At 45.8% G+C, this 26,131-nt stretch carries 20 protein-coding genes; all 20 read right to left on the bottom strand.

The window, feature by feature from the left end:
- Window positions 1–2 precede the first annotated feature (2 nt).
- On the bottom strand, window positions 3–1,145 hold the full coding sequence (locus H171_RS23455; protein WP_100307271.1) for an exo-beta-N-acetylmuramidase NamZ family protein: 1,143 nt from the start codon (window positions 1,143–1,145) through the stop codon (window positions 3–5).
- A 106-nt stretch (window positions 1,146–1,251) separates the two neighbouring features.
- Window positions 1,252–1,968: a PIG-L deacetylase family protein gene (locus tag H171_RS23450; protein WP_100307270.1), complete on the bottom strand. Its 717-nt coding sequence runs from the start codon at window positions 1,966–1,968 to the stop codon at window positions 1,252–1,254.
- On the bottom strand, window positions 1,953–2,933 hold the full coding sequence (locus tag H171_RS23445; RefSeq protein ID WP_100307269.1) for a GNAT family N-acetyltransferase: 981 nt from the start codon (window positions 2,931–2,933) through the stop codon (window positions 1,953–1,955). Before H171_RS23445 ends, H171_RS23450 begins: the two co-directional genes overlap by 16 nt.
- Before the next feature lie 5 nt (window positions 2,934–2,938).
- Entirely contained in the window at window positions 2,939–4,255 is a 1,317-nt protein-coding gene (locus tag H171_RS23440) for a 6-phospho-beta-glucosidase (RefSeq protein ID WP_100307268.1), read from the bottom strand.
- Complete coding sequence (locus H171_RS23435; protein WP_100307267.1) at window positions 4,252–5,133, bottom strand: ROK family protein; 882 nt, start codon at window positions 5,131–5,133, stop codon at window positions 4,252–4,254. The genes H171_RS23440 and H171_RS23435 overlap by 4 nt, the downstream gene beginning before the upstream one ends.
- Entirely contained in the window at window positions 5,111–6,058 is a 948-nt protein-coding gene (locus H171_RS23430; protein ID WP_100307266.1) for a BadF/BadG/BcrA/BcrD ATPase family protein, read from the bottom strand. Before H171_RS23430 ends, H171_RS23435 begins: the two co-directional genes overlap by 23 nt.
- Window positions 6,059–6,080: 22 nt before the next feature.
- On the bottom strand, window positions 6,081–6,944 hold the full coding sequence (locus H171_RS23425; protein ID WP_100307265.1) for a carbohydrate ABC transporter permease: 864 nt from the start codon (window positions 6,942–6,944) through the stop codon (window positions 6,081–6,083).
- Between the two features lie 14 nt (window positions 6,945–6,958).
- Entirely contained in the window at window positions 6,959–7,852 is an 894-nt protein-coding gene (locus H171_RS23420; RefSeq protein WP_100307264.1) for a carbohydrate ABC transporter permease, read from the bottom strand.
- Window positions 7,853–7,975: 123 nt separating this feature from the next.
- Complete coding sequence (locus tag H171_RS23415; RefSeq protein ID WP_100307263.1) at window positions 7,976–9,391, bottom strand: ABC transporter substrate-binding protein; 1,416 nt, start codon at window positions 9,389–9,391, stop codon at window positions 7,976–7,978.
- 421 nt (window positions 9,392–9,812) lie between these two features.
- A complete protein-coding gene (locus H171_RS23410) occupies window positions 9,813–15,587 on the bottom strand; it encodes a CehA/McbA family metallohydrolase (RefSeq protein WP_100307262.1) in 5,775 nt (1,924 codons plus the stop codon).
- 113 nt (window positions 15,588–15,700) lie between these two features.
- Window positions 15,701–16,906: a YibE/F family protein gene (locus H171_RS23405; protein WP_100307261.1), complete on the bottom strand. Its 1,206-nt coding sequence runs from the start codon at window positions 16,904–16,906 to the stop codon at window positions 15,701–15,703.
- Window positions 16,907–17,377: 471 nt separating this feature from the next.
- Window positions 17,378–18,286 carry an AEC family transporter gene (locus H171_RS23400; RefSeq protein ID WP_100307260.1) on the bottom strand — a complete coding sequence of 303 codons (909 nt, stop codon included), beginning with the start codon at window positions 18,284–18,286 and terminating at the stop codon, window positions 17,378–17,380.
- Between the two features lie 2 nt (window positions 18,287–18,288).
- Window positions 18,289–19,515: an NAD(P)-dependent oxidoreductase gene (locus H171_RS23395; RefSeq protein ID WP_100307259.1), complete on the bottom strand. Its 1,227-nt coding sequence runs from the start codon at window positions 19,513–19,515 to the stop codon at window positions 18,289–18,291.
- Window positions 19,516–19,869: 354 nt separating this feature from the next.
- Window positions 19,870–20,394 (bottom strand): adenine phosphoribosyltransferase, encoded by a 525-nt coding sequence (locus H171_RS23390; protein ID WP_100307258.1) that lies wholly within the window; start codon window positions 20,392–20,394, stop codon window positions 19,870–19,872.
- A gap of 49 nt (window positions 20,395–20,443) precedes the next feature.
- Complete coding sequence (gene xerA / locus H171_RS23385) at window positions 20,444–21,331, bottom strand: site-specific tyrosine recombinase/integron integrase (RefSeq protein ID WP_100307257.1); 888 nt, start codon at window positions 21,329–21,331, stop codon at window positions 20,444–20,446.
- A gap of 218 nt (window positions 21,332–21,549) precedes the next feature.
- Window positions 21,550–22,152, bottom strand: coding sequence for a stage II sporulation protein M (locus H171_RS23380; RefSeq protein ID WP_100307256.1), 603 nt, complete (start codon window positions 22,150–22,152; stop codon window positions 21,550–21,552).
- Window positions 22,153–22,289: 137 nt separating this feature from the next.
- Window positions 22,290–22,838 carry an NUDIX hydrolase gene (locus H171_RS23375; RefSeq protein ID WP_100307255.1) on the bottom strand — a complete coding sequence of 183 codons (549 nt, stop codon included), beginning with the start codon at window positions 22,836–22,838 and terminating at the stop codon, window positions 22,290–22,292.
- A gap of 104 nt (window positions 22,839–22,942) precedes the next feature.
- Entirely contained in the window at window positions 22,943–23,737 is a 795-nt protein-coding gene (proC, locus tag H171_RS23370) for a pyrroline-5-carboxylate reductase (RefSeq protein ID WP_100307254.1), read from the bottom strand.
- Between the two features lie 72 nt (window positions 23,738–23,809).
- A complete protein-coding gene (locus tag H171_RS23365; RefSeq protein ID WP_100307253.1) occupies window positions 23,810–24,577 on the bottom strand; it encodes a DeoR/GlpR family DNA-binding transcription regulator in 768 nt (255 codons plus the stop codon).
- A 120-nt stretch (window positions 24,578–24,697) separates the two neighbouring features.
- Window positions 24,698–26,098 (bottom strand): GntP family permease, encoded by a 1,401-nt coding sequence (locus tag H171_RS23360; RefSeq protein ID WP_100307252.1) that lies wholly within the window; start codon window positions 26,096–26,098, stop codon window positions 24,698–24,700.
- Window positions 26,099–26,131 lie beyond the last annotated feature (33 nt).

Raw genomic sequence — 26,131 nt, 5'->3', positions numbered from 1 at the left:
TTTCATTTATAAAGATGATATGCTTTTTTACGCTCAGAAAACGCTTTTGCATCCCTCTCAAATCCGGCCAGCAATTCATCTTTTGAAGCTGTTTTCTTTGTCAGCTGATCTGAACCGAACAAAAGATCCTCCATTCGCCTGGTGCTTCCCTCATAAGGATCCAGAAAAGCAAAGCGGTCTTCATAAATGGTCTTTATAGCATCAAGGAGCTCTAAACCGCAGACCGTGGACCGGAAGGCCCGGCTGTCTGTAACATGAATATGGATTCCTTCACAGGCTTCTCCCTTAAACTTTGAAAAACAGGGTGTAAAATAAGCCGGGGAAAACAACACGCCTGGAAGTCTTTTTTCTGTCATACGCTTTACAAGCTTACCTGCATCTACAAATGGCGCACCGATTATTTCAAAAGGTGCCGTAGTTCCCCTTCCTTCTGATATATTCGTTCCTTCAAAAAGGCAGGTTCCCGCATATACCAGGGCAGTCTCATATCTTGGAATTCCCGAGCTTGGCATCACCCACACATGACCGGTTTCCGGGTGCATGGTATACCTGTTCCAGCCCTCACAGGGAATTACCGTCAGCCGGCAGCCAAGGTTTTTCTCCTCATTTACCATAAGGGCCAGTTCTCCCACCGTAAGCCCATAGCGCATACACAGATGATAGGTCCCTACAAAGCTTTCAAATCCAGGCTTTAAGCAGTTGCCCTCCGCCAGATCCCCCAGGGGATTATAACGGTCCAGTATAATAAGCTCTTTTCCATACCTTGTGCACTCCTCCATTGCATAGATCATCGTTGATATAAAGGTGTAATATCTGACTCCAATATCCTGAATATCATATACGACAGCATCCACCTGATCTAACATTTCCCTGGTAAGTCTCTTTAAATTTTTCCGGTACAGGCTATATACCGGCAATCCGGTATCCTTGTCTATGTAGTCCTCAACATTACCGCCTGCTCCCACATTACCCCTGACTCCGTGCTCCGGTCCAAAAAGGGCGGTCAGCCGGTATTTTTTATGAAGTATGTCGATGGTAGAATTTAAATGACAGTCAACGCCTGATATAGAAGTGATCAGACCCAGACGTTTCCCGTCTAAGACCTTATGCCAGCGGTCCACACAATCGATTCCGTTTTTCACCATATTGACCCTCTTTATAATTTAGATAATAAACTTATCTTCGCTTACAACGCAAGTGAAGATAAAAGGGCTGTTTTTTAGCCCGCCCATCCGATTATCGGAAGTGGCTTTACACTTCCGATAATATAACCTTTTTTTGTTCCTGATCCACATCAAATGCCTCTGCGTACCCGGTTCTTGCCAGACAGCCGTTTATCCTCATAAGATGCTCATAATATTCTTTATAGGGAAACGATGGACTGTGCATGGCAAACCAATGGGTGTCAATGGCCTTTTTCCATAGTTCAAATCCTTCTTTTGATACTTCCAGATAAATATATTTTTCAAAGCCAGCCGAATCTTCCCAGTTTTCCGCATAGTAGGGTCCTTTTGCAAAATGAGCGCTGTTTTCCCTTTGAAGTCCGGACAGTCCTGCGAAAAACTGAGCATCCTTAACAATTCTGTGGGTTGTTTCATGATCTTTGTGCATGCTATTCTTCCAATGGGTCAGCAATGCAGCAGGCCGGTATTGCCGGATCATATCACAAAGCCGAAACCTTACCTCCTCATTGTCCGGCAATTCTCCATCTGTGTAAGGGAATACCACTGCCTCCCCTTGAAGCATTCCTGCAAAGGAAGCGGCTTCTTTTTCTTTTTGTATCCTGTATTCTTTCACAGACTTATCAGGCGGATTCCCTCTTTCCCCGCCGGTCAATGCTACAGTAACAATCCGGTAACCTTTAAGTGCCATAGTAGCCAGAAATCCGCCGCTTGTCAGCTCTGCATCGCCCACATGGCCTCCTATCGCCATGATGCACTTTCTTTCCCCATTCATCCGTCTTTCCATTCCTTCCTCATATCCGCCCAGGTCCTCACGATCCGGAAGCCTGCAGCCTCATAAATATTTCTTGCCGGATTATTTTCTCCTGTAAAAAGGCTCATAAAATCTGCACCCTTTTCCTTCAGGCTTATGCATAACCTGCAGAACAGGATTGTTGATATCCTTTTCCCCCGGTAATCGGGATCTACACCGATCCCGCAAAAATATCCTCTCCCGCTCTTTTCTACATCCAGCGGTCCTGTAAAGCCGATCAATTTGCCATTGTGTGCTGCGATCAGAATGGGACGGCTGTTTTCTCCCTTTGCCGTCTCCCCAAGAATGTCTCTTTCCCATAAAGGATTTTGGAATTTATGTATCATTACTTCCATGCCGTAATGTCTGTCAGTATTATAGATTTCTATTGTAATATCCTCTTTTTCCAACCTTTCTTTGATGTCTGCCGCAAAATCCGGCTCAGAATAATCATGAAGGTCTAAATAATAGCTGTTCTGCATGGCAAAATCCCGGTACCTGCAGTTTTTGAAGAAAAGGTAGGCATTGCTTCCCACGTCCACTCCCGGAGCATTGGGATGATCTGCCGTCTTTTTTCCGGGAATCTGCCAGGGAAAGGTCATGGGATTAAAGAAAACGATTTCTATCCTTGAAACTCCGCTTTCCTTCCGTAATCTCTCTTCCAGACATGCAAGCATTGCTTTCCCGATTCCCTGTCTCTGCATTTCCTTTTTTACAACAATCATGGAAAGATAGGCTCTGCTCTCGCCGCTTAAAAAGCAGCCGGATGCGAATCCCCAGCCATGTTCCTCCAGAATGGTGATTTTGTGCACCTCTTCTGCCTGGTCTTCCATAAAAAACCTGCAAAAGTCACTCTTGCTTTCAAAAGGCCGGAACAATACCTCTTTTGCCCGGACCGCATCTTCAAACAATTCACAGGCGGTTCCTGCATTCTCTTTATTCAGATCCAAAAATATCATCGAAATCACTCCTTATGGCTGAAAAATTGAGGCAGATATTCTTTATGTGCTTCCAGAAGCTCGTAAAGCACGGCCTTTGCTTCTTTTTGGGATCCCACCAGGGGATTGATCATAAGTGCCAGCAGGGCCTTCTGCGGACTTCCGGTTATGGCCGCCCGGCAGCCGGCTATCTCAAATGATTTGATCTGCTGCAAAAGACCGTTGACCGTCCATGGCAGTTCCACTCCGTTTAAGGGAACCGGTCCATCCTTTGTGATCCTGCAGCTGACTTCTACGATCTCATGACTTCTGAAATTTTTTATGGCACCTCTGTTTACGGTGTTTACCACCTGAATATCTCCCTTATCATTATAAATGGAATGAATCAGATTACATGCCGAATCACTGTAATAAGCACCGCCCCGCTGGGAAAGCAGTTCCGGTTTTTCATTCAATCCAGGGTCCTGGTAAAGCTCAAACAGCTTTTTTTCCACCTGTTCCACAAGCTCAGCTCTTGTCTCATGTTTTTCATACTTTTCAAGGGCTTCTTCCAGATATTCTTTAGCCATATAATAATATCTGTGATAGGAGCACGGCAGCACTCCAAGCTCTTTTACAAAATCTTTGTCCCAATTGACTGCCTTTATATTCTTCACAACGCCGCCTTCCCCCCAATGGCTGACCACGTCTTCCGTTATGTCCTTTCCATCTGCCTCCACTCTGGTTACGTAAACCATATGATTCAGACCGCCCATGGTGACATTCACCTCTTCCATGGGCCTGCCAAGCTGATCTGCCACCGCTTTATGCATGCCGTAAGGGACGTTGCACAGTCCGATGAACTTCCGGAAGCCGCTGTAACGGTTCACGCCCTCCATGACCATGCCCACCGGATTTGTAAAGTTGATCAGCCATGCTTCCGGGCACAGTTCCTCCATGTCCTTACAGATATCCAAAATAACCGGTATGGTTCTCATTCCCTTGAAAAGACCGCCTGCACCATTGGTTTCCTGTCCGAGGAGCCCGTGCTTTAAGGGGATCCTTTCGTCTTTCACTCTTGCCTGCAGCAGCCCCACCCGCAGCTGGGTTATGACAAAATCAGCTCCGGAAAGAGCCTCTCTACGGTCCAGGGTTGTATGGATTTTCATTGAAACTCCTACTTTTTTTACCATACGTTTTGCAAATTCAGCTACGATCTGTAATTTTTCCTTCCCCTCAGGGATATCCACCAGCCATAGCTCCTTCACAGGCAGGGTTTTGTACCTTTTTAAAAATCCATCCACAAGCTCCGGTGTGTAACTGGACCCTCCTCCGATTGCCACGATCTTCACACCTTTTTTCATAACAGAACGCCTCCTTCTACGCTTTGCAGCAATAAATACAGGGCTCCCATTCTCCCTGCCATATTTCCCTGCTCACAGGCCTCGATGGCCGTGTATGGTTCCAAGTGGGGATACAGGGTATATACCGCTTCTTTCATATCCCTTATAAAGATCTTATTTTCACTGATTCCCCCGCCGATCAGCAGTATCTCAGGATCCACCGTGACAGCAAAGTTACCGATCACCATTGCACCCTTGTAAAGCCATTCCCTATATACCCGGTCAATGTCCGGCTGATCCAGATGGCTGAATATATACGCTCCATCCACATCCCTGCCAAGGATCTCCGATACCTTTCTGACCAGAAGAGAGGTCGCTCCTGCTCCTTCTGCAGCCGGCTTTCCATCCACATCCCGCAGGCCGACCCTGGTAAATCCCACCTCACCGGATTTAAAGTGGCTGCCCCGGTATAAATCCCGGTTTATGATGATGGCACCGCCAATCCCGGTTCCAAGGGTGACTATGCAAATATCCCGGAACCCCCTTCCCGCTCCCCGTACCATTTCTCCCAGTGCGGCACAATTACTGTCATTTTCAAGCACAACGGGAATCGGATAGTTCCTGTTAATCTCTTCTTTTAAACAATACGCCCTGAAATTAGCCCCAACACTGAAATCCGTATTTTTTCCTGTTACCGGATGGATAAATCCGCCCATACAGATTGCAACGCCGCTTATCTGATCCACATAGGTTCCCACGATCCCCATGAACTGCTGGAGAAACTCGGCCGGCTGTTTTTCCGTAGGTGTACTTCCTTCATGAATAATCTGGTATTCCGGATCCATAAGGCTGTACTTTATGTAAGTACCTCCTATATCAATTGCCAGGTATTGTTTCATATCCGTTCCTTTCCGCTGTCTCCCGTAATATGATCCTGACGGCTCCCTGGGCAGCTTCCCCCCTCATCTTTATGATCTCCAGCTGAGGAAATCTTTCTTTCGCTTTTTCACAAAACAGGCGGTATATTTCGTCGTTTTTTATTAATACACTTCCGCTTACGACCAGGGGGACCGGAGATTGAAAATGAGTCAGTACGGCTCCCGCCAGCTCCGCCAGTTCCTCCCCGCAATGATCCAATATCCCGGCGGAAGCCGAATCCTTTTCCCTGATTCCTTCTTCCAGAAGGGGAGCCAGGGCGGCGATCTCTTTTTTGCTTCTCCCTGGCTGATACAGCCAGGTAATTAGGTCCTCTACAGAATCCATCTTTAGATAGCGGAATGTTATTTCCTTCAATACGGTCTGACCCTGTCTCCCATCCGATGACCTCACCACTGCTTTTAAAATATCCCTTCCGATGGCATAGGCACTTCCGGCATCATCAATGATATGTCCGTAGCCGCCGGCCCGGAACTTGGCTCCGGTCTCATTGATCCCGTAACAAATCGAACCGGTTCCGGCAATGAGTATGACACCGGCTGGGTCCTCCAGCGCCCCTGCCAGGGCAGTTTCATGGTCTCCCACCAGCCTGATCACTCCCTGCATCCCCTGTTGTTTTAAATTCCGGTTCAGCAATTCTGCCGTATCCCGGTTGCTGATTCCGGCTGCTCCAATGCAGATTCCTCTGCAGTCACTCATATTCATACCTGACGTTTCCAGTTCTCTCTTTAAATCCATCAACGTATGTTCTGCCGCTTCCCGGGACTGTCCGTTGATGTTTAAAGGCCCTAAACGAAAACTTTTCAGCAAATCACCATGAAGTCCGGCTACCATTACAGTGGTGGAGGTCCCGCCCCCATCCATTCCTATTACAAACGGTCTGTTCAATTGATTCCCCCCTTTCCTTTCGTCATCCCTTCACCGCGCCCACCGTTACTCCTTCCAGAAAATATTTCTGCAAGGTAAAGAACAGAATAAACATCGGCAATGCCGAAATCGTTGCCCCTGCCATCATGGGTGAAAAATAAGTGGTATTTGCAAAACTGAAGTTCTTAAGCCCGACCTGAATGGTCTGCATCTGTTCATTGTTGCATATCAGAAACGGCCAGAAAAAGGTATTCCAGCTGCCCATAAAGGTCATGATCGCCATAACGGATAATATTGTTTTTGAAATAGGTATGACTATTTTTATCAGAATCTGAAACTGGTTGCAGCCTTCTGTTCTTGCCGCTTCCAGAATAGAAGTTGGAAGGGAAGAAAAGAACTGTTTCGCCATAAATACGTTGTAGAAGGTGACCAGAGACGGCACGATCAATGCGGTATAAGTATCTGTCAGCTTCAGTACATTGGCCACCAGTATGTACAATGGAACCTGCGTAACCTGATAGGGCACCATCATCGCAAACAACAGAAGGAAAAATAATATCTTACTTCCCGGAAACCTTACTTTTGCAAATGCATATCCAGCCATTCCGGCAAAGACCACATTGCTTAATGTGACGACGCCCGCAACGATCATAGAATTTACGATCCATCGGAACGAGCTTTTGCTGAATCCAAAAAAGAATTTATAGGAATCCAATGTTACATATTTAGGGAACAAAGTATAACTGGCTGCCCCAATCTCATTCGGCGGTCCAAAGGATGAGATGACCATGTAATAAATCGGAAACAGAGTCAGGACGGCCAATAAAAGCAGGATGGCTGTCATAGCCCCGTTTCTTAACACTGATTTATATCTTTGATTTTCCCCATATTGCCTGAATAAACCCATACCAGCCCTCCTTCCTAGTACTCAACATCTGCAGCCATTACCTTAAACTGGAAGACTGCAAAGACCGCAATGATTCCTGCCAATAACAATGCCTGTGCACATGCTTCCCCATAATTAAAATATTTGAAAGCATTGTTAAATATTAACAATCCTACCATGGTCGTGGCATGATCCGGTCCGCCCCCTGTCATTAAATACGCCGTCTGAAATGCCTGAAACGCATTGATCACTCCGGTGATCGTCAGAAAAACAGTGGTCGGTTTGACCATTGGCCATACTACGTATTTGATTCTCTGCAAAAAGGTTGCTCCGTCAATATTGGCGACCTCATAATAGGTGGGATCAATCCCAAGCAATGCAGCCACATAAATAATGACAGTAGAGCCAAGGCCTGAGAATATTGTCATGATAATCAGTGACAGCATGGCCGTCTGGGAACTGCCCAGCCAGTTCTGATTCTGGATCCCAAATGCCCGGATCACCGAATTTAACAGACCGCTAGGCAGAGGATCAAATATCCATTTCCATACAAAGGAGAGAGCTACTCCCGATGCAATCCCGGGCAGATAAAATACTGCTTTAAAAAATGACTGGCTTCTTTTCTTAAAGGGAACCAGCAGAATGGAGATGATAAATGCCACCAGGATGGAGATGGGCACCGTTACGGCCGTATACACGGCAGTGTTCCAGATGGATTTAAAGAAAAGTCCGTTTTTCAATGTGTTACTGTAATTGGCTAATCCCACAAACTCTGTTTTTAGGGGCTTATAGGATTGAAAGCTTACAATCGCCGCCTGTACTACCGGATATAGTGTGAAAATAATAAATGAAACAATGGGCACGAATACGAAAACATACCCCCATTTGGCATCATTGTTTAACCGCTTTCTTTTCTTTGCTGTCTGCATACTCCTTCCCCTCTCCCTTCATTCTAAAAAGCATCATGATCCCACAGATAAGAAATGGGCATTGGCACCTGTTACGATTACCAATGCCCGTAAATCATGAAAACCTATGGATCTCATTTCCCATTAATCCATGACACAGCCTTCCTCACCAAACGCCTCCACTGCAGCCTTTTTAATGGCTTCGTGCATCTCCTCCGGGGTAATTTCTCCTGCTAATAACCCCTGGAATTTTGGCAGAATAACCTCTTCCTCAATTTTTATGGCCTTTGCCCCTAAATCAGCCGGAATGTCAGGTCTGGCTTCCGCAACCTGGGTGGCAAGATTTTTAACTGCTTTTGTATTATTCTCATTTTTGCCTTCCATAGGAGGAAGGGCTGCAAATTCTTCCTCTCCGGACTTGCATACGGGGCTGATATAAAGTTCCTGACAGGTTTCTGCCGCTCTTTTTCCGCTTGCCAGGAAATAGGCAGCCTTTGCTACGTTCTTTAAATGCTCCTGACTTGGTTCATCCTTTCCACGGAAACACACATATCCATCTACCGCTCCCTGTGCCTGCTGGGTATTACCCTGGAACGTAGGAACCGGCAATACAATGTATTCCACCTCCTGGCTTCCTTCTACTGCACTTCCGTCATTTGCAGCCAGCTTTTTATTATTATCGGTAGCAGATTTTTCAAAAACCGACAGTCCCTTGCCGGTGATCATGGTCTGTCCGGTTAAGAACATGTTCCATCGTTTCCCCGCATCAACGGAGCTTAGTTCCTTCGGCATGGAGCCATCATCGATTAAGGCTCTGATGTCTTTTAAGAACGGAACCAACTGACTGCTGGTGTATGTATACTTCAAATCCTTATTAAAGGCGGAAGGCATACCTGCATTTTTTACAAAAATCGAAAAATAATCCTTTGCCGCTACGCCTGAGCAGGCAAAGACAAAGCCGTACCGGGAATAGCTGTCTCCGTCCTTTACAACGCCCTTTTTGATGGCTTCCCTAAATTCTTCATAGGTCCAGCCATTTTCCTGGATTCCCTTCCAGTCAATTCCTGCTTCCTCCAGCATGGCTTTATTTCCGCCGATCGCCTGTACCTCCACATAGGCAGGGAACCCGTAAAGCCCGTCGCCATTTTTGAAATAGTTTATAATGTCCGCGTTGTAATCTTCTATCATACCCTTATCTGCATATTTGGAAATGTCCACCAGCATTTCCGTGTCCAGATATTTCGTGACCCCATTAGAACCGATAAATGCGATATCAGGCGGAGATCCTGCGTTTACCTGAACATCCAGCTTTTGCGTAATGTCTTCCCAGCTTGCCGTTGTGATCTGCAGCTCCAGATCGGGATTGGCTTCGTTAAATTCCTTTGCATATTCCATCAGTTTATCCTGATAAGATGCAGAAACAGGCGGAAGCAATGCCTTAACAATGTCTTTTCCATTGCTTTGCTGCACCGCAGTGCCCTTTGCGGTAGTTCCGCAGCCCGCCAGTGTACTGACGATCATGGCTGATGCCAACAGTACGGATAGTTTTCTTTTTTTCATGTAATCTCCTCCATTATTTTTTATATCTGCTCTATGGCGTAAAACGCACGTATTTATGTGCCTTTACCAACTTCTCCCTCGCCTTTATGGGAATGCGATCCCTGCCCAAATGCCTGCTATTTCCTTATAGCTGTTTTCATTATATATTTATGAATTCTTTTTGTCAAAGAATTCCAATTATTACGAAATATTATTTCACACATTGAAATAATACATCAAAGTTCACCATCATTTTCGACATTTATTCTTATATTTTTCTACAATATCCCATTCTATTTACACATTTTTATCATAACACTCTTAAAGATTATCTTTTTCCATCACCTTCCATAGCATCATAAAAAGAAGCAGGTCAGATCGTCTGTAAATATAAGACATTTCTGACCTGCAAAAGCTATGAATTCTGTGGTCAAGCTATGTACTACCTGATTTGCACGACTCCAGCCACTATCCACTCTCCATTTGCGTTTACAGTGTAACCATCTGGGGTAGTGGTATTTTTAAGCATAGCGCCATATTTGTATTGCGTTGCCTGATTATCCGGATTGAAGTAGTAACATTTTCCGTTAATCCATCTCCAGCCCTTAACCATAGCGCCAAATGTGCCATCATGATTTTCACTCATGTAATACCAGCTTCCATCCGCATCCAGATACCAGCCTGAAATCATATAACCTTCTGTGTCAAAGCGGTACCACGACAATCGGCCATTATAGGAACACTGATACCATTCATTTTTCGCAAATGTTCCATTTTTCTTGAGAGCCTGCCAGCCTCTGGCATTCTGTTTCCAATCTACATTGGAAGTAACCGTTCCGTAATCTCTATCTCTGTCCGAGTCACTGGGGCGCTCTGGTTTTTCAGGATTTTCGGGGTTTTCTGGATTTTCGGGTTCTTCAGCAAGTTTCACATCATCTCTGTCACGAACTCGTATACGAGACACAGAATCCTCAGAATCGCCTATGACAGTTCTGGATGAAAGTCCTACTGCCGACATATATGCACCGATTTTCAAATCCTTTATCACCTTATCCTTCGTAATATAACCGTCAATAAATATTCTTGCGGGCTTACCTGACTCATCCTGCAGCATAATCGTTTCTACCAGATTATTCGGCGCATCTATAGAAATAACCTTGCCGCTTACCATGACTAAACTGCCGAGGTTTTTGCCCTCATATGCTTCTTTCGTAGTTTCTTTTACAGGCTTTGGCAGCTCCGTTATATTCGGATCAATTACCATAATCTTTTCTACTGCCAGCTGCCTCTCTCCCTGATAAGAAGAAGTTTTTCCAAATACCCTGATGGTCTGACCTGCTCTGATATCTCCGGATACAGGGAATAAATTAATTCCGCCAGTATGATCCTGCATATAGATACTATCAAAGAAAGCAGTCTCTTTATCATATCCAGAGGCGTTAGACGTAGCTATGCCTTCGATAATAAAACGCTCGCCCTCACCGGCCGCCTGCACTTCCTTTATAGGCGTGATCTGCAATTGATTCGTCTTTTCTAATAGATTCGCCATAATCTGGTAGTTGCTGTAATCATTGGTGGCCGCACTGTCAAATGTCAGCTGGAAATCACTCATCGTCGAACATCCTGATAAATATAGCGTAGATGATTCGCCATCGCTAAAATTAAGCTCCTGAGTAGCTGCCAATACAAAACGTCCATCTAATTTCGCCAATGCGTCTCCTGATAATCCTACTCCGTCTTTATCCAGACTCTTCGTATCTGCCGGCGCATATACCAGAGGTGCCGCTCCTGATGGGAGCATGGAGCTGTCACGGACTGGCTTTCCGCTTTCATCCACTGCATAAATGTCCGCATTGCCATACGTGTTGAATTTAAGGCCTGCCTCCACTCCGGTCATATATGGGTTCAGCTGATTATAATCGGTGCTCAGGATGCCAATCACTCTGCCGTCATTACTGCTATCGCTCTGTAACTCATCATCTGCAAATCGGAATGCACTTCCAAGAGCTTCTAAGATCTTGTTCTGCTGAGCCGACATATGATCCTCTGCCTTGGACGGATCACCTTTGAAACCATCATATGCCTCATAGGTATCGCTCCAGGCACAGACCATAATTGTCTTGCCGCCCTTTTTAGCAAAAGCTCTCATAGCATTAAGTTCTTCCTCTGTGTAGTTCTTATAATCCTCCCGCAGCTTCGTACCATCGCGTCTGGAAGGCGCATTTAACAAGATTCCAACATATTTGTCGTCCTTTAAAGCGGCGATCAGTTCCTCGCCTGTGTAAAGTGTGACCATCCTGATATTGTAATCTCCTGCTAAGGCAGTGAAATTTCCCATACTGTCCTTATAGTTTCCATTCACATATTCATTATAATGGCTGGCATCTATCCCGAAATATTTCATCTTCGAACTGTCACGTACATCGATTTCCAGTCTAAAGCTGAATATCTTACGATCTCCTTCCAGTTCCATTTGGGCAGTAACTTCTATTTCATTTACGCCTACCTTATCAAGTATAAACGCTTTGTTTACAGTGTAAGTTCCTAATGATTTTAAATTCACGTTCAGATCTTCACTTTCAAGAACCTTATCACCAGTTTTGAAAGTCAGCTTTGTAAGCGTGGCATCTGATTCTTCATTATTGAACGCTGTGACTGTAAACTTCACCGGTTCGCCTGTCACTGGTACGTCTGTATCACAAGTAAAGGAAGATATACCTGCTTTTGCAGCTGAACCATACCACACAGGAGCCGTTACGGCGATATTTTTATCCGCCTGAGTAACACGTATGTAATAATATCCTTTCTTCGCAGGAAGCTCAAAGGTGAACTCTCCGCTATTTCCAGTGCCTTCCTTTTTTCCTGCTATTGCGCCGCCATTTGTCACTACTTCAACACTTTTGATGACATCAGACGGATCCGGGTCATCTACGCTTACGGAAATATTCAGCGTTTTCACATCTTCTGATACATCCAGGATACTTCCCATAAGCTGATCATTTAACGTATACATGATATTCAAGTTTTTATCTTCTGTCGCATATACATGCATGTCTTTCAGCGCACTTAAAATTCCTGTCTCCGATAAATCATCTGTGATGACGACTGTCCTGGCTGTATTCGCATTACCCCAACGCCCTTTATGATTATCCTGATTATTGGAAGGCGCCAAATGCCAGCCCTTATCCAGTGCCTTCGTATATTCATTGTAACTTGGGAAATATCCGCCTGAACCGATGGAGCCTTCGCCATTACCTACTTCTACTAAGACCATTTTGGAATCCCTTGCAGGTGTATAATATGCAAAGTCTGAAAATGTACCAAACGTCTTACCCGGGTGGTTGAACTGTGAAAGATTCGCCAACGGATCTGAATCAGCAGTCAGAATGTCATAATACGCCTTTAAGCCTGCATCATTTTTCTTGTCATTGAGCGTGGTATTGTTGCGGCTGACCAGTCCTGCTGAGCCAAATGTATTGATGTGACCGGGACCGCCGGACCAGGTCATCTCAAAACCGGATAACGCCTTTCTGGTACTGGTTTCATTAAACGCTCTCGTCTGCTCTCTGTATTCCTCCCATATTGCCCTGCTCTCAGATGTCATAAGAGACGGGTCATTCAGCGCCTCTTTTGGATTAGCTGCATCTTTTGTATCAAAATAGTTGGAATGATCTGTAAAGGATACAAATTGTACATTGTCTTCTTCCGGTATACTTGCAAGATAATTAAGACCATCTCCCACAGATCCGGAACCATCCGAATAGTTCGTATGCCCATGGAGCTGTCCGAAATACGCCGTGAAGACAGACTTGCCAATTGTAAATTTCCAACTCTCGGTAAAAGACACTTTATCTTCCCGAACGACCGTCACCTGCGCGTTGTAAGTGCCGTCTTCCAGCACCTTGGGCGAAAAAGCATAGGTTGTGCCGTCAGCGGCAGTCTCTTTTAGATTCATAGACTGGTTTGTATAAACAGCAGTGCCGTCTGCCTTACTGAGCGTGAGACTTACCGATGGGTTATTTCCGCTATTCGCCAGCTTGATAGAAATCTCAGGCGCTTTCACATCTCCTGTGGCTTTATTTCTCTCAGGAGTAACCGCCAGTACCTGTGGTTTGTCATTGATAGCGATCGTAACGATCCCACTTACTGATTCGAGACCGGTTTTATCTTTCGCTTTGAATTTTATATATAAGGCCTGCTGCCCTTTCGCAAAGTTTTCTGCCGGAATAACAGCCTCATAGTTATTCGTATCCTGATTAAATGTCATGGACAGTGACTTGTCTTGCATAGCCTCTGATGAACCGAAAAGGACCTCCACACTGGCCACGCCCACATTGTCCCTGACCTGGACGGATATTGGATATTCCTGATCCGGTCTTGCATCAATATAGGTTCCTAAGGTAATAACTGGCGGTTTGGTGTCATTTTTTACATAATAAACAGGAAAACCATTTTTTTCTTCTGTACCGGTGTATAGCTGAATCGTCTGATTATATCTGCCGATCATGGCAGTCAGATCTACTGTCTCTCCTTCTTCGACGCCTTCCGGATATGGAGCTGCCTGATAAATATTAATCGTGCCTGTTGCATCAGATACAGGCGTACTGCCTGATGTATTAAGCTTGCCAAGTTTCACATCCTCTATCAGTACAACTCTGTTAATAAGTCCGCTTTTCTCTATATCAGCGGTACCAGCCAAGGCTTTTATCTGACTGATGGTATACGTCACAGGCGGTATCGTCGCCTCATCCTGCTTGACAGCGACTTTTGCTTTATCTTTCGTAGATGTTATTTGGGGCATACCATAGCGGATCTGGAAATCTCCCGTGATTTCCAGGATATCACCTATCCTGGCGTCATCCGGCGCTGCTCCATAGATATAAATGCTGTACTGGCTGCCATCGATCTCGGACTGGAGCACCGGATTTCCATATGTAGTGGCCAGATATGACAGTTCCCCTGTAACAGTCACATCTTTTGTGTTCTGTCCCAATGCCAGCACATCTTTAATCGTCATCACTTTGCCGGCTTCACGGATTGTATAGGAAAACTCAGCTATTTCACTGTCTTCCAGCCCTTCTTTTACTGCGCGCACATAATATGTGACCGGTTCTTCAATCAGCAGCTTGTCAGCATTTGAATATACGATCCATTCTTCGGCATCATTAGACTCCGTATTGTACTCTATTACAGCATCTGATGTTGCCGTAGAAAATGTAACCTGCGTTCCTTTCAGTACCTGTCCGGCAGCCGGTGTTGCAACAGGTGTCTTGCATTTCGTTTCTTCCGGCTGATTCCCGCCTTCCTCATAGGAACTGTTGTGCGGCTCAGGCTTTCCAATCTTGAAATCAGCGCTGTTGTTGTCGGTATCAACTGCCGGGTCCTTGCGGATAGCAGCGGTGGAATTTGACATTGCAGCGGTAGGCTCGGTCTCATATTCATTCGCTGTGGAGCCAATTCCTACTAAATCAACGAAATTCTCATCTTCTTTGCCTGATAACTTCTCACTGCTTTTGGACAATGCCGCTGCCCCGCCTCCTTGAGCCATGTTGATGTTACCCTCGGCATCAGGTTCTGGAAGTTCTGGCGCATCCTTATTCGCCCCATCTGCTTCCTTTATCAGGTAGTAGCCACCAGCTTCAATGGTCCCTGAAAGTTTCGTTAACTGTCCCTCGCCTACAGGATTATAAGAGCTGAACGTGTTTTTAGCCAACCACTGTATTGACCACCCATCCAGGCTCACATCTTCATCCGTAGGATTGTACAATTCAATAAAATCACTCTTCCAAATACAATTACTATTGCCTCCGCCGCCATATACCTGACTGATTACCACGTGGTCAGCCAGACTGATGTCGTTAAGTGCGGACTTTTCTTCTACAGGTTCCAAAGCACTGGCTTCCTCTTTCACAGCGCCCGTATCTCCCTTATCGCCTGTATCTCCTTTGTCGCCTGTATCTCCCTTATCGCCTGTATCTCCTTTGTCACCTGTATCTCCCTTATCGCCCGTCTCTTCTTCCGGCTTTTCTGGAATGTCAACCTCCGTGTCCTTGTCCGCCTCACTGGGGCTGGCCTTATTATCTCCCCCACTGGAACGTTCTGCCCCATACCCGTTTGTCAGGTTTGAATCTGTCTTCATCGCAAAGCCAGGCACGACTAACAGATTCATACACATGGCAACTGACAGAAACAAACTTAACAGCTTCCTTAAGTTCATAACTTTTCTTCTCCTTCCATTTTTAATGGTATCACCTAATTAACCTTATTATAATGAATTATAAAAAAGTACCAATTTTATATATACTTTTAATATAAAATATGTGAATATCGTCACTGCTTTTTCCTGCATTTTCTATTCTTTTCATTAACCGTCATGACCGGCCTGTCCACCGCGTTCTTCCCGCTGCATAGAAACGCACTTAGGAATGCTACTAATGGTACAGTCATTACAATACCTATGGAACCCGAGATACCCTGTATAATCTCCAACGCCATCATGTCACTGTTAATGATCTGCAAATATGGATAATCAAAGATTCTGAACAGTATCAACATATTGAGTGCTGAACCGGCAAAAGCTAATATCAGCGTGTTAGCCATAGTCCCCATGGCATCCCTGCCTATATTAATACCCGACTGAATCAGTTTTTGTCTGTTCACCTCTGGATTCAGCTGATGCATCTCAAATACTGCAGACGTAATAGTCAAAGCCACATCCATAACTGCACCAAGTGCAGCTATGAGAATGGCACTGATCAGTAACCCGCTGATATTCAGGCTTGTCCCATCTGCACGGAGAATTAATTCTTCTGCCTCCGACATATTAAAACCGTTTATCGGCGTAGCAACTGCCGTAAGAGCTGCTGCGGCCCCAGCCATCGCTACGCCGCCTACGCATCCAATGGTTGCACATAAAGTTTTCATGGATAAGCCATTTAACAGTACCAATGAGACAGCTGTGGTAACTGCAGCTATGACAACAGATGAAAATATAGGATTGATGCCATGCCTTATCATGGGTATAAGCAAAAACCAGATATCTACAATAGCAAATGCAAGCCCCAGTATAGCGGCGATTCCTTTCTTTCCTCCGAATACAGCTAAAAACAGCACGAATATCACCGTCAATCCAAGCAATGCCGGACCCCTGTTATAATTGGGTATGGATGCGATATAGGAAAGCCCATTGGCATCTATATCCATCCTGGCGATTATCTTCGTACCTGCTTTTAAGTCCACATTGTTGTAAGCACTCATATAATTGACTGCCGGCAATATCTTGCCTTTGTCCTCACCGCTGTCTATCTGCACATAGACTTCCTGTACTCCTATACGCAGTCCCTCTGTCCAGTCTTCTGCCTTCGCATCGTCTCTGATGATTTCAGTCACATGTGCCCTGGCAAACCTTATCTGGCTTGCCGCCGTTGGCACTTCCCCTGGCAGTGGCTGATTGATCCATATGAGAATTGCTATGAATACCATGCAGAAGAGGAATGAGAGTATTAGTTTCGTGCAGAATGTTATCTGATTTTTCATGTTAAGTACACCTTTCTGCGAAAGGCACCAATGTGGCCATGAACCCTGTGCCCTTCGTCCTGTTTATTTCGTATGTTTATTAAGCTGCATTGTCGACACACTTCAGAGCCCTTATAGGCGGCAACATATACAGAATTTTCCGCAAAATATGCTCTGAAAGCGCTTAACAGGTAAAAGCTGGAAATATAGCGTTCTGTATAATTCTATTCCGGTCTTAACCACTTAAGTACTCCTTATGAATAAAAATGATTGGATTAAATCTCATCTTAAAATAGCCCCTGCAATAACATAAGGCTTTTTGTTTAACTCTAAGCTACCGCAGCTACGCCTTTGCAGCAGGCAGCTGATGAAAAAAACGCATAAAAAACAGGCCAGAACGTCTGCAACTATAAGACATTTCCGGCCTGCAAAGGCAGCAAATTATGAAGCTGTTATAGCAGTGCTTTAACAGCGTTTAAGATATCCGGTATATTAAAGGACCATACACCACAGGGGAATGGTCACCAGGGATAACAGGGTGGTCACAACCACGCATTTTGTGGCAAAAATATAATCCCCCTCATATTTGGATGCCAATATGGCAGTAGTGCTTCCGGCGGGCATTCCGGTCAAAAGGACGGATACTCCGGATAAAAGGGGTGGTACATGGAAGGCCCGGCAGCATATGTAAACCAGAAGAGGGAGCAAAAACAGGCGGATAAAGGCATACTTTACAATCCCCCAGTCTAATATGCTTCCCGGCTCTACCTCCGCCAATATGGCGCCGATTAAGACCATGGAAACGGTGGTGGTACAGCCCCCTATGCTTCTGATGGTATTTTGCAGGAACGCCGGCAGAGGCACCTGGGTGATCATGAGAACCAGGCCAATATAGACCGCTATGATACAGGGATGAGTCAGAACCTTTTTCACAACGGTTTTCCGGTCCGGGCTTTCCGTAAAATACGAAACCCCGGCAGACCACATAACGATCCTTTGAGGAATCAGAAATATGGAAGCATACATAAGCCCTTCTGCTCCATAAACGCCTTCTGCGATGGGATTTCCCATAAAGCCCGCATTGGAACAGACCGTACCATACTGAAGCACTTTTTTACGGCTTTCCGGTTCCCTGTTATAGAATATCTTTGCAAACATAAGGCAGCCAGCCTGGATCAGGCCGGCAATGGTAAGGATTACTGCAAAGCCCTTTAAGATATCCAGATCAAACTCAATAAAAAATGAATTGATGATGTTGCAGGGAAGGATCAGATAGATCACGAGGTCCGTGAGAATGGATTTTGCCCCCTCCGGCAGGATCCCTTTCTTTCTAAGCACGACACCTGCTGCTACCAGGAGAAACAGCATCCCCTGGAGATTTAACAGACGATTATAATCCATGTTCAGCTCTCTTCTTTGGATTTCATATATTCATCCATGGCCAAGGCCACGGTCTTTGAATAGGCAACTGCTTCTACCACGGTCCTTGCTCCCAGCACCACATCTCCGGAAGCGAATATGCCCGGAATGGTTGTCTGGCCTTTTTCATCTGTCATTAATAATCCGTTCTGGCTGGCCAGTAAACCCTTGGTGGTATTCACCAGCTTGCTTTTCGGCCCCTGGCTGATGGAGATGATGGTAGAATCCGCAAAAACCTGTTCCCGTTCCTCATCAATGCCAATCTGGTTTCCTTCCGTATCATAACGGACATTCTCAAACACCGGGCCTTCGTCCGTAATCTCAACGATCTGTTTCCCAAACTGAAAAGCCGCTCCGTCAAGCTTTGCATAGGCTGTTTCGTGCTCGCTGGCATTGCTGGATAAGCCCCTGGCATAAAGAGTCACCTTCCTGGCTCCATGACGGATCACAGTCCTTGCCACATCCATGGCAGAATTTCCCATGCCAATGATGGCAACCGTATCTCCCAGATCATAGGCATCGGGATTTGCCAGATAATCGATGGCATAATGGACATTTCCCAGGGATTCCCCTTTCACTCCCAGAGTTTTCGGCCTCCAGACTCCGGTTCCGATAAAGATGCTCTGATAGCCGTCACGGATCAGATCCTTGATTTCAAGGGCTGTTCCAATGGCTGTATTCGGGCGGATCTTCACTCCGATTTCCAGAAGCTTCCTTTTGTAGCGCTCTAAAATGGTCTTTGGAAGGCGGAAGTCCGGTATCCCATACTGGAGAACGCCTCCTACCTTATCCTTGGCATCAAAGATCGTCACGCTGTAGCCTTCCTTGGTCAAAAGAAAAGCAATGGTAATCCCTGCCGGACCTGCACCGATCACCGCTACCTTCTTCCCATTTTTCGGCTTGCACTCCACCTTCATTTTGTCAAAGATGGTATCAGAAATGTAATTTTCTATGCTGCTGATATGCACGGGCTGTCCCTTTCTTCCCAAAATGCAGTGGCCCTCACACTGTTTTTCATGATTGCACACAAGAGAACAAACCAGGGACATGGGATTGTTTTCAAATATCTTTTCTCCTGCTTTGTTTAGACCTCCTTCTTTAAATGCTTCAATCATCTGGGGAATGGGGGTATGAACGGGACACCCCTGCCTGCACAGGGGTGTCTTACAGTTTAAACATCGGTTTGCTTCATCAATTACATGAACTGCCATAATTCATCTTCCTCTCTTTTTCTATAGCGTACCCTTCGGTGAGACAAAGGTATATGAAACTTCCTTTACCTATGGATTTTATCAATCGTCAATCGGATATTCGCAATCCGCGGCCCTTCTTGATGAGTTAAATTTTAAGTTGCATATTGTATACAGTTTTTATTGTTTTTCACATCATAGCATACTCAAAATAATAAAATCAATAGGCAGCATTTATGTACAGAAAAAAATAAATTTTGACAAAAATATATCGAATTATGGACAGTTAATTCCCATGAATCAAAAAAGAACCCGGCAGATTGGGGCGAATGAACATGTCCAAACACCGCTATCCCGGATTCTCTGTTATGAAAATTATTTTCCCTCGTAAGTAATCATGGCTTCCACATCATAACCTGCAAGCTTTTCTCTGCCCTTTAATCCTGCAAGTTCCATGATAAAGCAGATTTTTACCACTTCGCCTCCAAGCTCTTCAATCAGCTTTATGATGGCTCCAATGGTACCGCCTGTAGCGATCAGATCATCTATGATGACTACCTTTTGCCCCGGCTTAATAGAATCCTTATGGATCTCAATGGTCGCCGTGCCATATTCCAGCTCGTAATCAGCAGACAGAACTTCCCTTGGAAGCTTCCCCTTCTTTCTCACCGGAATAAAGCTCTTATGCTCTGCATAGGCTACCGGAACTCCAAAGATGAAGCCCCTTGACTCCGGTCCCACTACTGAATCATATTCCACCCCTTTTAACATCTCCCGTATGCCATCCACTGCCAGAGAAAGTCCGTCTGGATCCTCCAGAATGGTCGTCACATCCCGGAAAATGATTCCTTCCTCTGGAAAATCCGGAATGCTTGTGACATAATCTTCTAATCTTTTCATTATCATACCTCGTATTAATATAGTTTGTACCCAGGTTTAGGGGAGTCCCCTATCCTCTTGGATGGGCACCCGTATAGGCACGGCGCAGGTCTTCTCCCTGAGTATAGTTCATATACATCTGGGTCGTAGCCATATCGGAATGGCCAAGCATGGCTTGTACCGCATGAATATCCGCTCCGTTGCGGAGCAAATGCGCCGCAAACGAGTGGCGCAGGGTGTGAGGCGTGATGTCAGCCTTGATCCCTGCCTTATCCCCATAGAATTTTATGATCTTCCAAAATCCCTGACGGCTCATGGATTTTCCGTTGCAGTTGGTGAAAAGCCACTCGGATTCCTGATCCCTCAATAAATATCCCCGTCCGCGCTCCATATAGGCGGATAGGGCCAGCTTGGCCACTTTTCCAAAAGGAACCATGCGCTCCTTATGTTCATCCCGGCAGGTTATATATCCAATGGATAAGTTTATGTCGGTCTTTTTTAGATGAATCAGCTCCGATACCCGGATTCCGGTTGCATAAAGCAGTTCCAGCATGGCCCGGTCCCGAAGCTCTTTGGGAGACTCGCCGCTTGGTTGGCTTAACAGGCTGTTCACTTCATCTACCGTTAATATGGTAGGCGCCTTTTTTTCCACCTTGGGCGCTTTTAACAGCTCTGCCGGATCCTTTCGGATTCTCCCTTCCTTGCATTCGAAATGAAAAAATGCCTTCATGGAGGCCAGACAGCGTGAAATGGTAGTTGTAGCCTTCCCCTCTTTCTCCAGGTGCAGAATATAGGAAGTAAGACTGGTCTTTGTCACCTTGTCCACTGACCTGATTCCCTGCCGCTCTAAAAAAGAGGCCAGCTGCATCAAATCCCTCTGATAAGATACCTCTGTGTTTTTTGATGTTTTTTTTATCTCTCTTAAATAAATGATAAAATGATTAATTTCTGCTACCATCTCCATATCCCCTGACCTTTCGGCTTCAAAAATGCCTTAAAATAAGGCTTCTTCCTAACATTATATAGACTATTTTCGATAAAATCAAACACATTTTTCCCACTATCAAGACATTTTAGGGTTACTTTACATAACATGTACTAGATATTGGTAATGCATGACTTTTTTTCGCAAGATATGGGGAATTGGATCAATTATTTTTTTTTAATTCTTTCTCTTTAAAGAACCATTTTTAAGAAAAATGGGTTGATCCAGGCCTCGCAGGCGCTCCCAAGGGCGGCCAGAAAGAAAAGCAGCAAAAAAGCCGGGATCCGAAACCGCCGCCCATTTTGCAAGCCCCACAAAAGAAGGATGCTCCAAAGGAGAAGGTAACAAACCCCCTGGGGCATAACTGACATAAGGAACACAGGAAGCCCTATAAGCCCCTTTTGAACTGTTATGATGGAGAGGACAAATCCCATGGAAAAACCGATTCCTGCTGTCAGCAGGCAATACATTGGAACTGCATAAGCAGTCAGGCCGATAAGCCAGGCAATCCATACCTCAATCCCCCTCTGCCTTAGCACCTGATAAAATAGCTGGATCCGCTCTCCTTTGTCCAGATTCACATTTCTGTCCAAAAGACTCATATAATATACAGCTTTCTCCATTAATGACGGGTAACTGAAATTTGCTATAAACGTTCCGGCAATAAGCCCGGCAAAAAAGCAAAGGAGATAACGGTCCTCTGCCCTTAGGTTTCGTTCCAGTGAAACGTGAATTCCCCCTGTTCCCGGTCTTCTTCTCAATTGGTATCTGAGCGTACGAAATAAACTGGCCATTAATAAATCCCCCTGCAGGTTGAAAGACATCTTTTTTCAACCTTATGCCTGCAAAGGGATATTTATTCTCGTAAAGGCAGCGAGCCAAGGGCAGGCTATCTTAACCCTGCCGGGACTGCCATTTTTCGGTCTTTACCCTACTTTACGCCGTATTTTCTCGCATATGCTAGGATTGCCGCAATGGTCTTCCCGTCGGTAATCTCTCCCCGGTAGATCTTCTGTTCCAGGTCAGCTACCTCCCATTCCTCCACCTCAATGTATTCGTCTTCATCCAGATTCTGCTTCGAAGGCTCTAATTCCCTTGCAACAAAAATATCGATGGCCTCATCACAGAAAGCTACCGTTGTGTTGACACTGATTAAATACTCCAGCTTTTCCTTATCCGTCTTATAGCCGGTCTCTTCCTCCAGCTCCCTATGGGCACAGTCAATCTTTGGTTCATCTGGGCTGTCAAGGGCCCCGGCCGGGATCTCCAGGGTATAGCGGTCTAAGGCATTGCGGTACTGGCGCACCATGAGAAGCTTCCCGCTTTTCGTTACAGGGACCACTGCCGCTGCTCCGTTATGATGAATGAAATCCCAGTGAGCCAGATGGCCGTTGGCATCCACCGTGTCCTCGTATATTTTTAAAATATTTCCCTCATACTTTAATTCTCTGTCAAGTCGTTTCACAGGCTTTTGTTCCATTGTCTTATCTTACCTCCATGCCCGGTATTATGAACCTGCGGTTCATAATCCTTATTCAACCTTTGTGATGACGGGCGAACTCTACTTCGCTCTCTTACGTTCCTTTATAGTTTCCCGCACTTTTTAAAACAGGCATCCGCCGCCTTTATAACCGCATTGCGGAATCCGAATTCTTCCAGAGCCGATACTCCCTCAATGGTGGTACCTCCCGGCGAACAAACCTTATCTTTTAAGGCTCCCGGATGCTCTCCTGTCTCCAGGACCATCCTGGCACTGCCAAGTACTGTCTGAGCAGCCATCTCATAGGCAGCATCCCTTGGAAGGCCATACTTTACCGCGCCGTCTGCCAGTGCCTCGATAAACATATAGACATAAGCAGGGGAGCTCCCGCTGGCACAGACCACCGCGTTCATAAGCCGCTCTTCTACAATCCGCATCCTTCCCAGTGAACGGAAGATATCACCGATCGTCTCCTTTTCCTCCTGTGAAAAATCCTTCTCATCGTAGCAGACTCCTGTCATTCCTTCCCCAAGAAGAGCAGGGGTGTTTGGCATGGCACGGACTACCCGTGTCTTCTCTCCCAGCTTCTCTTTTAGCTGGGCCGTTGTAATACCGGGTGCAATGGAAATGATCACATGGTCCTCTGTCACTTTCTCACGGATATCGGACAGCACCGGGTCAAAATACTGGGGCTTTACAGCCAGTACCACGTATTTTGCCTGTCCCGTACACTGAGCATTACTTTCCCCTTGGGCCACTCCCATCTCTGAACTGATCTGCGTACACCGTTCTTTATTCACATCGGTAAAAATGATTTCTTCCTTTTCATATGTCTTTAATAATCCCTTTAAGATTGCAAAACCCATATTTCCGATTCCGATGATTCCTATTTTCGCCATAATCTCTTCCTCCTGCTTTTGCTTGGACATCTGCAATGAATCAGCATCATTCTAGCACCATTTTCCCAAATGTCAATCTTGGGAATTCTCTTGATTGACGGAAATGATGCGAACCCCCTTCTTCCGAAGGACTGCCTTTTCCTGCTCTTTAAATTCATGATCTGTTATAATTCCTGTATAATCAGCCAGGCAGTTGATCCGGTTCATTCCCTGCCGGTTGAATTTGGAATCATCCACTGCCAGAAAAGCCTGCTGGCACTGCTTTACAAGCTGGCGTTTTAAAAATGCTTTATCTGTGGTAGGGGTCAGTACATGGAACTCACCGCTTATGGCGGCAGCCCCAAAAAATCCTGTATCAAACCGGAAATCCTCTATCATCTGGGTGGTGTAATAGCCTAAGGTACTTCCTGTGGACTTCTGGACATAACCGCCGCACAGGATCAGCTCTGCCTTGCTGTTTTTCATGAGAAGCGCAATCTCTAAGTCGTTGGTAATAACCGTCATATTTTCCTTATCCATGATCCGTTTTGCGATCTCATAGGTGGTGGTTCCTGCATCCAGATATACGGTAGTCCCTTCCCTGATGAATTCCTCGCATTTTTCTGCGATCCGCACCTTCTGACCATGATTCTTCACGCTCTTATCCGCATAGGCCACCTCGGTCTTGCTTACTGCTCCTCCGTGGCAGCGTTCGATCAGCCCCTCCTTCCGGAGCTTTTCCAAATCCCTGCGGATGGTCATAGGGCTGACGACAAGCTCTTTTGCCAGCTCTTCAACCTGGACGCTTCCATCTTCCTGTATCATGTTCAGAATCTTAATCTGCCTTTCCGCCATCATCATGAACTGTTCCTCCTGTCATGGAGCCTGTACCTGTTTCAGCATAAAAATCCCTGCCGCCGGAAGCTCCGGCGGCAGGGCATCTGTTTTCCGCACAAATTCCCCTATGTATATCATAAATGATTACAGGAAAATACTCAATATTAAAACTTCAACAAATCCAACGGCCCATGCGATGGTGGAAGTGATGGAATAGGTGAGGATCTGGTCCTTTACTTCCCCAACTCCAAGGGTCCGGTTTACCACCCAGAAATAGCTGTCATTAAAGTAGCTGAAGAACAGAGAGCCTACGCAGCATGCCAAGGCTCCAAGGATGGGATTCACGCCCGCAGCCAGGATGATGGGAGCCGATATGCTGGCCGCCGTAGTCATGGCAACCGTGCCGGAACCTTGAATAAAGCGCATGGCCGTTGCAATGAGGAACGGAAGGATGACGATGGGTACCGCCGTACCTGCCAGGGCTTCCGCCATATAGGTACCAAGTCCGCTGTCCTTAATGATCTGTCCTAATGCACCGCCGCCTCCGGTCACCAGCATGATGATTCCTGCAGATGCCATGCCCTTTTCCATTTCCTTGATCGCCTCTTCTCTGGTAAGACTTCTTCCCAGGGTAAAGATCGCCAGCACAAGCCCGATTCCCACCGCTACGATAGGGCTTCCCAAAAACTGAAATACCATCATATAGCCGGAAGTTTTTCCCAAGGCGCTGGAAACCGTGCTAATCAGGATCAGGATGATGGGAAGGAACAGAGGCGCAAAGGATTCCAGGGTGGAAGGAAGATTTTCAGAACCAATGGAAAAATCCTGAGAATAATCCGGCTCCTGATAGGGGAGGCGCACAAAGCCTTCTTTATCATCAGGAATCTGGTAAAGTTTTTTTCCGACCCATCTTGCATAAACCATACAGGCCACGGTCATGGGAATAGCGATGGCAAGGCCATAAAGAATGAATTTTCCTACGTCCACGCTGAAGATTCCGCATACGCCCAAAGGCCCGGGAGTGGGCGGCACAAGGCTATGGGTGATCACAAGCCCTGCTGCCAGAGCCGCCCCCAGGGAAATTACCGATTTTTTCGTCGCCCTTGAAATAGCCTTTGCAATGGGGGCCAGGATTACAAATCCGGAGTCACAGAAAATGGGGATGGAGACAAGAAATCCCGTAAGGGCAAGAGCTTCCTCTTCTCTCTTTTTTCCAAAAAGCTTTAAAAACGTCTGAGCCATCCGCTTGGCTGCCCCGGTCCGTTCAAATATCTGCCCCATCATCACCCCAAAGCCGATAATAATTCCTATACTCCCAAGCGTTCCCCCAAAGCCGGTTGTTATAGAATTAACAATACCAAAGGTCTTCCCATTTTCCAAGGTGATATTTACAAGAGGCATGCCTCCTGCCACACCAATGATGAGCGATGCCATGATCAGGGCCAAAAATGCATGGATCTTTGTTTTCAATACCAAGAATATGAGAATCACGATGCCGATTCCAAGAGCAATCATCATTCTTTCGCCGCTAAGTCCTCCTACCATAAAGAAACCCTCCTCTTAAATTTTTACTGCCCC

The sequence above is a fragment of the [Clostridium] celerecrescens 18A genome (genome assembly GCF_002797975.1).
GTDB lineage: Bacteria > Bacillota > Clostridia > Lachnospirales > Lachnospiraceae > Lacrimispora > Lacrimispora celerecrescens.
This window is presented reverse-complemented; position numbering and strand designations above follow the sequence as displayed.

Excerpts from the sequence above, each read along its gene's own strand:
- H171_RS23455 (WP_100307271.1), bottom strand. The coding sequence starts at position 1,145 with ATGGTGAAAAACGGAATCGATTGTGTGGACCGCTGGCATAAGGTCTTA.
- H171_RS23450 (WP_100307270.1), bottom strand. The coding sequence starts at position 1,968 with ATGGAAAGACGGATGAATGGGGAAAGAAAGTGCATCATGGCGATAGGA.
- H171_RS23445 (WP_100307269.1), bottom strand. The coding sequence starts at position 2,933 with ATGATATTTTTGGATCTGAATAAAGAGAATGCAGGAACCGCCTGTGAA.
- H171_RS23440 (WP_100307268.1), bottom strand. The coding sequence starts at position 4,255 with ATGAAAAAAGGTGTGAAGATCGTGGCAATCGGAGGAGGGTCCAGTTAC.
- H171_RS23435 (WP_100307267.1), bottom strand. The coding sequence starts at position 5,133 with ATGAAACAATACCTGGCAATTGATATAGGAGGTACTTACATAAAGTAC.
- H171_RS23425 (WP_100307265.1), bottom strand. The coding sequence starts at position 6,944 with ATGGGTTTATTCAGGCAATATGGGGAAAATCAAAGATATAAATCAGTG.
- H171_RS23420 (WP_100307264.1), bottom strand. The coding sequence starts at position 7,852 with ATGCAGACAGCAAAGAAAAGAAAGCGGTTAAACAATGATGCCAAATGG.
- H171_RS23415 (WP_100307263.1), bottom strand. The coding sequence starts at position 9,391 with ATGAAAAAAAGAAAACTATCCGTACTGTTGGCATCAGCCATGATCGTC.
- H171_RS23410 (WP_100307262.1), bottom strand. The coding sequence starts at position 15,587 with ATGAACTTAAGGAAGCTGTTAAGTTTGTTTCTGTCAGTTGCCATGTGT.
- H171_RS23405 (WP_100307261.1), bottom strand. The coding sequence starts at position 16,906 with ATGAAAAATCAGATAACATTCTGCACGAAACTAATACTCTCATTCCTC.
- H171_RS23400 (WP_100307260.1), bottom strand. The coding sequence starts at position 18,286 with ATGGATTATAATCGTCTGTTAAATCTCCAGGGGATGCTGTTTCTCCTG.
- H171_RS23395 (WP_100307259.1), bottom strand. The coding sequence starts at position 19,515 with ATGGCAGTTCATGTAATTGATGAAGCAAACCGATGTTTAAACTGTAAG.
- H171_RS23390 (WP_100307258.1), bottom strand. The coding sequence starts at position 20,394 with ATGAAAAGATTAGAAGATTATGTCACAAGCATTCCGGATTTTCCAGAG.
- xerA (WP_100307257.1), bottom strand. The coding sequence starts at position 21,331 with ATGGTAGCAGAAATTAATCATTTTATCATTTATTTAAGAGAGATAAAA.
- H171_RS23380 (WP_100307256.1), bottom strand. The coding sequence starts at position 22,152 with ATGGCCAGTTTATTTCGTACGCTCAGATACCAATTGAGAAGAAGACCG.
- H171_RS23375 (WP_100307255.1), bottom strand. The coding sequence starts at position 22,838 with ATGGAACAAAAGCCTGTGAAACGACTTGACAGAGAATTAAAGTATGAG.
- proC (WP_100307254.1), bottom strand. The coding sequence starts at position 23,737 with ATGGCGAAAATAGGAATCATCGGAATCGGAAATATGGGTTTTGCAATC.
- H171_RS23365 (WP_100307253.1), bottom strand. The coding sequence starts at position 24,577 with ATGATGATGGCGGAAAGGCAGATTAAGATTCTGAACATGATACAGGAA.
- H171_RS23360 (WP_100307252.1), bottom strand. The coding sequence starts at position 26,098 with ATGGTAGGAGGACTTAGCGGCGAAAGAATGATGATTGCTCTTGGAATC.